This is a genomic window from Nonlabens dokdonensis (assembly GCF_002162835.1).
Classification (GTDB): domain Bacteria; phylum Bacteroidota; class Bacteroidia; order Flavobacteriales; family Flavobacteriaceae; genus Nonlabens; species Nonlabens dokdonensis_B.
In genome coordinates this window covers 1-5708 of sequence record NZ_MAAX01000136.1, presented here as the reverse complement: position 1 = coordinate 5708, position 5708 = coordinate 1, and the positions used below count along the sequence as shown (strand labels likewise).

Annotated in this window: 7 protein-coding genes; 2 read left to right on the top strand and 5 right to left on the bottom strand. The window is 33.7% G+C overall.

What is annotated here, in order from left to right:
• Positions 1-387 precede the first annotated feature (387 nt).
• The 4 genes from A9Q93_RS09230 to A9Q93_RS09215 form a co-directional block, all read right to left on the bottom strand.
• Positions 388-1875, bottom strand: a complete 1488-nt coding sequence (locus A9Q93_RS09230) for a hypothetical protein (protein WP_303687110.1) — start codon at positions 1873-1875, stop codon at positions 388-390.
• Complete coding sequence (locus A9Q93_RS09225; RefSeq protein WP_303687109.1) at positions 1865-3238, bottom strand: class I SAM-dependent methyltransferase; 1374 nt, start codon at positions 3236-3238, stop codon at positions 1865-1867. Before A9Q93_RS09225 ends, A9Q93_RS09230 begins: the two co-directional genes overlap by 11 nt.
• A complete protein-coding gene (locus tag A9Q93_RS09220) occupies positions 3238-3429 on the bottom strand; it encodes a hypothetical protein (RefSeq protein WP_303687108.1) in 192 nt (63 codons plus the stop codon). The genes A9Q93_RS09225 and A9Q93_RS09220 overlap by 1 nt, the downstream gene beginning before the upstream one ends.
• A gap of 74 nt (positions 3430-3503) precedes the next feature.
• Positions 3504-3959, bottom strand: a complete 456-nt coding sequence (locus A9Q93_RS09215; protein WP_303687107.1) for a GAF domain-containing protein — start codon at positions 3957-3959, stop codon at positions 3504-3506.
• Between the two features lie 75 nt (positions 3960-4034).
• Between A9Q93_RS09215 and xrtF the strand changes: the two genes are divergently transcribed.
• Positions 4035-4583, top strand: a complete 549-nt coding sequence (gene xrtF / locus A9Q93_RS09210) for an exosortase family protein XrtF (protein ID WP_303687106.1) — start codon at positions 4035-4037, stop codon at positions 4581-4583.
• Positions 4570-5007, top strand: a complete 438-nt coding sequence (locus A9Q93_RS09205; RefSeq protein WP_303687105.1) for an exosortase F system-associated protein — start codon at positions 4570-4572, stop codon at positions 5005-5007. The genes xrtF and A9Q93_RS09205 overlap by 14 nt, the downstream gene beginning before the upstream one ends.
• A gap of 76 nt (positions 5008-5083) precedes the next feature.
• Here the strand turns inward: A9Q93_RS09205 and A9Q93_RS09200 are convergent.
• Positions 5084-5708, bottom strand: a 625-nt coding sequence (locus tag A9Q93_RS09200; protein WP_303687104.1) for a zinc-dependent metalloprotease, incomplete at its 5' end; no start/stop codon positions are given.

The window sequence follows — 5708 nt, the reverse complement described above, 5'->3', positions numbered from 1 at the left end:
GAAAGTTAATCAGCGATCGAGCAATCGAGTTCAGCGCACAAGGACTGTATGAATGGAAAGACACAGGATTGAAAACTGGTTTATACATTCTAGAGGTTTCTACCGAAGAAGGAGATAAGCTGGTAAGAAAACTAGTGATCGAGTAAAGAAGAGCACTAATAAATAAAACCTTAGAAATGATTTATCTCAGTAATGGTACTGAGGTAAATCATTTTTTTATTACAAATACTTTTGATGCTATTCCGCTTTCGCGAAAGCGGGATTATTAATCTAACTATGCTCTGGTAAAATAAGAAGATAGTTTAGCACTGTAACAATAGAATAATGACTAATTAAATAAGGTAATCTTTCTGGGTTAGAATACTAGACGTATGAGTCTACAGGAAACTAATTAGATACAGAATCTTTACTCATCTTTTGAGAAACAGAGTTACCATTATTATCAAAATATTGATACAATTCTTTATCAGAGTTGTTGTCGATCAGTAAATAACTGCTGTTATCTAGTTGAAGTTGCGTCTTTATATCCTCACCAGATAGATAATCAAACAAAGCGGGAAAAACACCTATGGAGGAATGTATCTTTTCATGGTGTGTTTCAAATTCAACAGGAGCTTTTACGGCAAATAACGCATTGAAAACGCTTTGCTTTAAATCAATATCATTTTCTGGATTACTATAAGCCGCACCTGTGTGCGTGTAGCCTACAAAACCTCCATGGTCTGCTACGAGCATAATTATTGCTTTTGGGTCTTTCTTTTCAATGAAACGTATCATATCTATCAGTTTTTTTGAGATAGAATTAACCTCTTGTTGATAGCGTTGTGTTTCAAATTCAATAGCATTTTCACGGTCTTTACTGAAAGAAATATGGCCAGGATGTAAAATTTCAACAAAGAAAAACTGAGGTTCACTACCAGTGTTGGAAACCATGTTCTCAAAATAATTTTGATAATTTTTACCTAGAAAATAGTTGGGTAAAAGAGGAGATAGATCAGCATAAGAAAAATTATTTCTATCGTAAGCTACTTCTGGATAATTGAGCATCAAATAAGAATGTTCTAAAATAAGGTTAGTCTGGTATCCATTTTTTTTAAAAGTTTTAATTACTGGATTATCTCCTAGAATAATGTCTCGTGCATTTATCAACTCGTTGCCTATATCTCCATAGTTCAAATAATGGTGTTGAGCTGTAAACAAAGTACTGTTAGAAGCAAGGGTAGTAGGATAATTACTTCTAAAGTCATGATTGAATTGAAAACCAAGATCAGATAAAGTGTTATAAAACTCATCTAACTTTAAATTATAAAGAGGATTATCTGCTGCTCGCTTGCCTACAAAACCGTCTGGCTGTATCACATAAACGTTAGGTCGCTCTTTGAATACAACGGTCTCAAAAGGCATTTCTTTAATCCACTTATCGCTATTATAGACCTTAGTGACTAGATAATAAAGCAGCTGGCTAGATGCGATTAACAACATGAAGGATAAGAGCAAAACTAGCTTTTTGTAATGTTTTGCAATAAAATAAGAAGAACCTATTGCAATAAAAGCAAATAGTAAAAGAGCTTTCCATCTCCATCCCAAGTAAATAGATAGAGAAAAGATAATGGAAAAGTTAATTAAGAAATACGACCAGTATAATTGTGGTCTTTTAGTTGGAAACTTCTTCTTAAAGAAAAAATCGACACCTAAAAATAGTACCGACGGGACCACTATAAAACAAGCGATAAAGCTTAATAATTGTTGCCATGAATTAACTACAGTATAATTTTTAAGATACAAATACACGATCGCATATAGTCCAGGTATAACAGTAACCGTCCACCAGCGGTGTTTATCTTCAGAAAGGAAATGTAAAATTTTATCTTTCATGTCTTTCAAAAAGAAATAACGTGCGCTCTGTGCCTTGAATTTTCTCTGACTTGATCAATTTAAATTCTTTTTGGTACGCTTTCGCGAAAGCGGAACTATTATAACCATCAAATAAATGTCGAGCTTCTCGTTTACTATCCAAGATATAGGTCACCCAGCTATCGGTACGGTCTGGAAACTCTATGATCAAATACTTTGATAATTGTGCAAAATATGCAGCACTCATCTCGAAAGGTACATTTCCAGTGAGAGTTATATGATGAATTAACGCAAGCGCCATGCTTACATCTGGTTTGAAATTAATTACTCTTGAGGTAAATGAATCTCTCTCTGAATTGTGGAAACCTATAGATGGTGAAGGTTGCATTAAATCGCAAACCATAGGAATAATTTTCTGTTCCTTAGACCGTAACATGTTTAAGTAACATTGATCGATCGCTGGCTGGTCTATATCGCTTACAATTATTTGATCGGTTTGTGGTAACAATTCTTTTGCAAAAGTGCCATCGTTACCACCTAGATCGATAACTTTTGCAGCATTAACGTCACGACACCATTCTTTTATAAGTTCTTTTTTAATTTGAAAGGAAGTCTCCTGATAGTTTATTTCATTATAATAACTGGACCATTCTGTATTCTCTACAGAAGTCATTGCATCAATATGCTGTTCTAGCGCTTTGAGCATTTTAATCTGGGAAGCCTTAGAAAGATGAATTTCTTTATTCTCATCTGTTTCATCCTGATTTTTGTCCTGAAATTTAGAAAGTAAGTGGATATGGCTATAAATAATGGGATTGAATCGAGCGGTAAAATTCAATTGCCTTTTTACCTCCTTAAGATCAATACCATTGATGGAATACTGCAAAGTTTTTAAAAAAGAACCACCATGTTTTTGCGCAAGTAATAAAGGCCCGAAAAAGTGCTCGTTGAATTGTTTCAAAGCTCTCCAAGGAGTATTTTCTTTATACTTCTCAATACTCAAAGTGTCGATAAATATTGCTTTTCCTTTGTGAAAGGCAATATTAAATGCGCTAGCATCTTTAAGAGAAAAGTCATTTTCTAAGAGAAATATTTGAATTCTTAAGGTGAGTTGTGCAGCGTGTTTGTACTGTGTAAAACTCCACTCATAGGGATAAGTAATAAAACCCAATTGCTCAGGTTGGATAATTATTTTATCATCGCTAGAGCTAATTTCTTTATGTGGGATAAGCCAGCCTTTATCAAATAGTTTTTGATAGATCCCTTCTGATTTTGCCTGATTGTACTCTTTGAAGAAAACTGGATTAATTCTTCTATAATAAAGACCGTTTTCTTTGTACATAAAGCCAGAAGGATCTCGATATGATGAAGGATGTCTGAGCATTAATTGTTTTCAGGATCTTTTTCATAGCTGCTGTCAAAGCTGCCGTTTTTCTTTTCTTTTCTCATTCCTAGCCATCCTTTAATTACAGCAATAACTGTTTTATAAAATAAAACAAATCCTGCTAGTGCTGCAATCGCCGCTTGAGCAATCATTGCTCCTAAACCTGCATCAAAGTAAAAAGGGTAATTCATGCTAGCAATTTAATTAAATTAAACGCTATAATATAATAAAATAGTGAATTTACAAGATAGGAGTGAAAGTCATGTTATAGTAGTGTAGCAACATGCTCATTGATCCATTCTAGAAAGAGCTCGTCTTCTTCATTAAACGCATTAGGTGTATTACTATCAATATCTATCTGACCTATGTTTTTTCCATCTTTAAACATAGGTATGACTACCTCGCTTTTCACATGAATGCTACAGGCGATATAATTATCTTGAGCGTGAACATCATCTACCACAAAGTTTTTATTTGAGACTGCTACTTGACCACAAATTCCTTTACCAAAAGGAATTACCGTATGATCAGTTGGTTCTCCTGCTTGATTCCAAAGATGTAGAGTAGGCTCTGTCTCGTGTGCCATGTAAAAACCTACCCAATCATATGTATCTATATTTGCCTGAAGTAAATCGCATACAGCCTGCATTTTGTCATTTACAGGAAGTTCGGGCTGGTGTAAAATTTCTAAAACTTTTGGTTTTAAATCAGCTATTTTCATGGTATTATTTTTAAGGCTACAAAGCTAGGTTATGGTTTTGTTTTATTGGCTAACTTTGTTTTAAAATTAAACTAATTGAAATCGCTTAAGCCTTACTATCCCATATTCAAGTTTGTAGCTACGTTTGCGGTGTTATACATTGGTTTTTCTATTTTATACTATCTTTTTCTGGACGTCGAGTGGAGCTCACAATTATATCCAGATCCTGTTACAGCTCAAGTTGCTTATCAAACTCAAGAGTTGTTAATACTGTTGGGATATAATGCACAGACATTAAATTCGGTAGGTCACCCATCTGTACTTGTTTTTATTGATGAATCAGTGCTTTTTAGAATTATAGAAGGCTGTAACGCCGTAAGCGTCATGATACTCTTCACAGCATTTGTAGTGGCTTTTTCTAAAGGCTTTAAGAAAACGTTATTATTCCTTCTGTTTGGAATCTTATTTATCTATGTCGTTAATCTTATACGATTAGTTATCCTTGGGATCGTTTTTTATAGTTATAGTGATTATTCAGATGTTGCTCATGACATTATTTTCCCTGCGGTGATTTATGGTGCTGTAGTATTGTTATGGATTTTCTGGATTAAGGATATTAAAACGTCTCGCATTGAAAAAAGCTAGTTCTATATTTTTTATAATTCTTGCCTTAGTTGGATTAGTATGTGTGAGAATATTTGAAAATGTTCTGTTCAACGATCCGTTTATAGCATATTTCAAATCTAATTTTCAAACTTATGAACTTCCAGATTTTAAATCTTTAAGTTACATCGTGTCGATCATATTTAGATATAGCCTTAATCTAACTTTATCACTGGTTATAATTTGGTTTCTTTATAAAAAGAGAGAGTTTATAAAAGCTGCATTGTGGGTTTATCTTTTTGCTTTTATTATTTTAAGTGTTGCGTTTTTGATACTTAGTAGTTTAGACTATGAATGGGTTAAAATGGGACTCTTTTATACAAGAAGATTTTTAATACATCCTATTTTACTCTTCATTCTAGTTCCAGGATTTTACTTTATTTCTAAAACTAAGATCAATCAGTAATTTTTTGTCAAGCTATTGAACATAAAAAAGCCGATTCTGTTAAGAATCGGCTTTTGAATATTAAGAGAGAACCTAATTATTTAGGATCTAAGATCATATCGATACGTTCCACTAAATCCAACAAGTGGATTTTAGAAAGTCTGTCACTAGTACGATTTGCTGCTCTAGCTGCGTCTCTTTTTAGTGTAGTTAACTCTGCACGTACAATAGGTCTAATATCACTTTGAACTACATCTACAGAACTTTGAGAAACAAACCTTCTGAATGCTGCAGGTATTCTAGGTTGCTCATTGTTCATAATGAACTCTAATCTCTCTACGTAGGCACGTTGTAAATTACGACGGTAACGATCAATAGTTCTACCTCTAGGAAGTTCTTTGAAAAGTCCTTTTCTCAAGTCAGTCATCATTTCTAACAAGCCATAGGCGTCTTTACCATTAACTTCTTCATTTTCCATTAAACGAGCCATTCTACCAAAATCAAGAACATTATTTAACGTTCTAACTTGAATACTACGTATTCTATCTATACCACCATCAGACTCTATTTTATTGAAAATTTCTTGGTCGATAAGCCATTCTGGTGTGTCAAAAAGTTGCTCGTTTAAGAATGCCATTGCACGCGTTTGCTTGTCTCTAGAAGCATGCTCATAAACAGCTCCTTCTTGACCATAAGCTTTGTACGTTTCTTTAACACCACCT